The organism is Microcystis sp. LEGE 08355, from assembly GCF_015207185.1.
GTDB classification, from domain to species: Bacteria; Cyanobacteriota; Cyanobacteriia; order Cyanobacteriales; family Microcystaceae; genus Microcystis; species Microcystis panniformis.
In genome coordinates this window covers 1-3,286 of the sequence record NZ_JADEXI010000518.1, presented here as the reverse complement: position 1 = coordinate 3,286, position 3,286 = coordinate 1, and the positions used below count along the sequence as shown (strand labels likewise).

At 37.8% G+C, this 3,286-nt stretch carries 5 protein-coding genes and 2 pseudogenes; 2 read left to right on the top strand and 5 right to left on the bottom strand.

Translation table 11 applies throughout. The features are described 5' to 3' along the window. Positions 1–226: 226 nt before the first annotated feature. Both IQ242_RS26400 and IQ242_RS20330 read right to left on the bottom strand, forming a co-directional pair. A pseudogene (locus IQ242_RS26400) lies at positions 227–301 on the bottom strand (PEP-CTERM sorting domain-containing protein); the annotation flags it as partial. 20 nt (positions 302–321) lie between these two features. Continuing rightward, positions 322–675, bottom strand: a complete 354-nt coding sequence (locus IQ242_RS20330; RefSeq protein WP_043997464.1) for a hypothetical protein — start codon at positions 673–675, stop codon at positions 322–324. Between the two features lie 168 nt (positions 676–843). Here IQ242_RS20330 and IQ242_RS27280 point away from each other — a divergent pair. Beyond that, positions 844–1,067 (top strand): annotated as a pseudogene (locus IQ242_RS27280) (Uma2 family endonuclease); the annotation flags it as partial. Positions 1,068–1,108: 41 nt separating this feature from the next. On the opposite strand, the gene IQ242_RS20325 reads toward IQ242_RS27280, so the two are convergent. Both IQ242_RS20325 and IQ242_RS20320 read right to left on the bottom strand, forming a co-directional pair. Beyond that, the gene (locus tag IQ242_RS20325; protein WP_002768023.1) at positions 1,109–1,528 is read right to left on the bottom strand and encodes a putative toxin-antitoxin system toxin component, PIN family; all 420 of its coding nucleotides are present in this window, start codon (positions 1,526–1,528) and stop codon (positions 1,109–1,111) included. After that, entirely contained in the window at positions 1,525–1,794 is a 270-nt protein-coding gene (locus IQ242_RS20320) for a hypothetical protein (RefSeq protein WP_002768025.1), read from the bottom strand. Before IQ242_RS20320 ends, IQ242_RS20325 begins: the two co-directional genes overlap by 4 nt. A gap of 290 nt (positions 1,795–2,084) precedes the next feature. Here IQ242_RS20320 and IQ242_RS20315 point away from each other — a divergent pair, with 290 nt between their 5' ends. Further along, positions 2,085–2,429 carry a hypothetical protein gene (locus tag IQ242_RS20315; RefSeq protein ID WP_193961201.1) on the top strand — a complete coding sequence of 115 codons (345 nt, stop codon included), beginning with the start codon at positions 2,085–2,087 and terminating at the stop codon, positions 2,427–2,429. A gap of 508 nt (positions 2,430–2,937) precedes the next feature. Here IQ242_RS20315 and IQ242_RS26395 read toward each other — a convergent pair. Then, a partial coding sequence (locus tag IQ242_RS26395) for a hypothetical protein (protein ID WP_228021116.1) occupies positions 2,938–3,286 on the bottom strand: 349 nt, incomplete at its 5' end.

The window sequence follows — 3,286 nt, the reverse complement described above, 5'->3', positions numbered from 1 at the left end:
CCTTTGCCATACTGTTTTTGCAACCGTTCCCGATTACGAATTCCTGTTCCTGTGGCAATAATCTCGATATTCGTAATATCGCTGATAATCTCAAAGTCCACGATCGATCAAGCAATCTTAAAGAGTGACCTTTTATTATAGCATCTATTGCCAAAAAAGAGATATAAAAAAACAAAACCCCCTCAAGATTGATTGAAGGGGTATTTATAGTATTTTTAGAGGCAATTTAGCCAACTTTTGTGGTTTCTTTTTTGGTTGATTTAGAGGGTTTTAGTTTGCGCTTAAGGGTTGAAGCTGCGCTAGAGCCGAAGGTGATGATACTCAAACTGTTATTTTTTGTACTGTAGATTTTGTGGTTATTTCCTTAGGATGTCTGAACAATTGACCTTCATTTTGGTAGAAAACTTCATAATCTGGTGCCAGTTCAAGACATAACTGTTTCCATAAACTAATTCCTTCTTGTTTAAAATCCATTTCAGCTTGCTGATTAGGAAAATCTGATAAAGGTGGATAGTCTTGATTTAAAGTCTTATCGTAAGTATCCTGCCATGCGTTTAAACGCTGAATAGTTGCTTGACTTAATGGCAATTCTTCAGGAGCAATGTTATCAATTTCATCTACTCCCCAAAGTGGGTAACTTCCATAATCTGCCCAAAGTTTGATTCTGATTGCCATAACTATCATTCCTGAATAAGTTTATTAATTAATCGAGCCGTAGGTTGGGTTGAGCTATCATTATTGCTCCGGTATTACCCATCGGCTCAAAAGGCGAAACCCAACAAAAATTGTGAAAATATTCCAGGAAGTTGTTGGGTTTCCTTGCGTCAACCCAACCTACGAATCTCTGATAGGTTTAAGTTTTATCGTTCAGTTCCTGACTTTAAGAAATATATTTTGATCGATCAATACCGTTATTATGTCGAACAATTTTATCAACAAAATAACGGTGAATGGTTGTTTAAAGCATTTGAATCAGAGAATGATGATTTAAGGTTGTATTCTGTAGATTTTCAAATCTCATTGCTGGATTTTATCAACGAATTGATTTTACTTTAACTGAAGAATAATGATTAAATCCCATCTCAATTAATTACCTTACTCCTCTTCTCTACTCATTAAAGTAGCGACTAAGAAATTCCTGGGGAGTAATGATGGGGATATTTTCAAAGTCATGTAATGTTAGTAAATCTAAATCTCCTGTAATAATAACTTCTGCTTGAATAACTATAGCGCTCGCTAAAATAACAGCATCATCTGGATCTCTAAGTTGAGGAACTTCTAGTAGTCTGTCAACACAAGGTTGTATAAGTTCTTGAACGATAGTCATCAGGTATGCTGTTGTATATCCACAATATTGTTTTCGAGATTGGAGTTTGGGTCGTTCTAATGTATCTTCTATATCAGCTAAGATCTTTTGGGAGGCAAAGATTGTAATTCTTTGATTTTTAGCTAATTTAAGGATTTTACCCGGAACTCCTCCCCACAACAATCCTGAAATCCAAACATTGACATCTAGAACAACTTTCATGAGTTGGCGCGTCTAATTTGGCGAGCTTCTTTAATCATCTGGCTAATCTCAGCCAGAGTCGGTTGATTGGCATCTGGTTCCATTGCTTCTAGTCGCTCAAAGAATTGCTCTAAATTGACTTTATCTTGATGAACTTTTTTGAGAATGATGGAGTCTTCCGTCAGGGAAATCATGTATTTATCTCCTGGGTTGAGGCGGGTTTGAACTTCAGGAGGAAGTTCGATGTTTCCTTCTCGATTGATTTCTATGAGTAGCTCTTTAGTCATCGGCTTCAAAATCAACTTTATTAGCTTTAGCTGTTAAACAGACTTTATAAATAATCTGATCAAGTTAATTATATATATTTTAGCGAATTTTTCAAGCTACGGCCTGCTACCTTGGAATCTAATCCTGGAATTGATGGCGCTCGGCGATTCGCATCTGGAGAGGTAATGTTTCTCCCTCTACATTTATACTACCCCAGGAGAGTCCTTCCACAGAATCAATACTAATGGCGGCTTGACAACCACCCCCTGAACGGTTAAAATGAGATTATGAGTAATTCGGAGAAAAAAATATGTCATACTTCGATAACTGTTTTGACCACATTACTGATCCTGTCCAACGGAATTCTGTTCGTCAGCAATGGTTACAGATGGTTGACGGAGGTTTATCTGCTGCCGATGTTAGGATACTACTAGAGAAATACCCAGATTTTAGGGTTGCTATTAGTCAGTGGATTTCCGCAACACCTGAAAGTCTCGGTTTTAGTTATGATACAATGGACAGGTTAAAGGAGTTTGTTGCTACTTTGCCTGAGTTTAAAGATGTATTTGATAAGTATGTTTCTGAACTTGTTTCTTGGGAATGGGATCCGTTATCGTCAAAAAGAGACGATCGACGATCTACGGCAGGAAATTAAAAAACTTGCCACAATATTTCCTCAGTTTAAACAAGTGGCTGAACAGCGTATAGAACATACAGAAAGTCTTATGAGACTAAGAGAAGAATACCAACGAGAAATCCAGCAAGAAATAGAAAGAGAAATGTTCACAGAGAAGTCACCAAATTATTTTAGTTCTCTTTGATGATACTTTAGAGCCGTAGGTGGCTCTTCTGGTTTATGTGTGGAAACGAGGTCTATACTGATAGAATATCCGCAAAATAGCCCTAAAAGTCTTGCCCGATAAGCATTTCACGATTCCATAAGCAAAAATGATCACACAAAGTCGAGAAGAGCCCGTAGGTTGGGTTGAGCTATCATTATTGCTCCGGTATTACCCATCGGCTCAAAAGGCGAAACCCAACAAAAATTGTGAAAATATTCCAGGAAGTTGTTGGGTAACAGGCGTCAACCCAACCTACGATTCTCAATGCTGCTGCCACAGGAAAAATCTTCAGGTAGAACCTGATAACGAGGTAATATTATATTACCTCCATTCAACTGAGAAACCAGGACCTACTAATCGCAGATAAACGATTCTTCCGGGCAAATTTCCTTTAAAGAGAATTTTTCCGTTAATGGGGACTCTAGAAGGCATATCTCTTACCCATACCATATCACGACCTATTCCTCCAATACGGCCCTCCGATCCCTTCAATTGCTTGCCGGTAGAATCAATGACGATAGAGTCTTGGGGATAAAAATAAAGATCTCTGACTTCCCCTAAGTTTGCAACCATAAAAGTACAAACTACAGAATTATTGTCTTTATTACAATTCTGAATCTCGAAAGCAAAACCATTGCTTACACGTCTCGAATTACGGGCTTGAGCAATA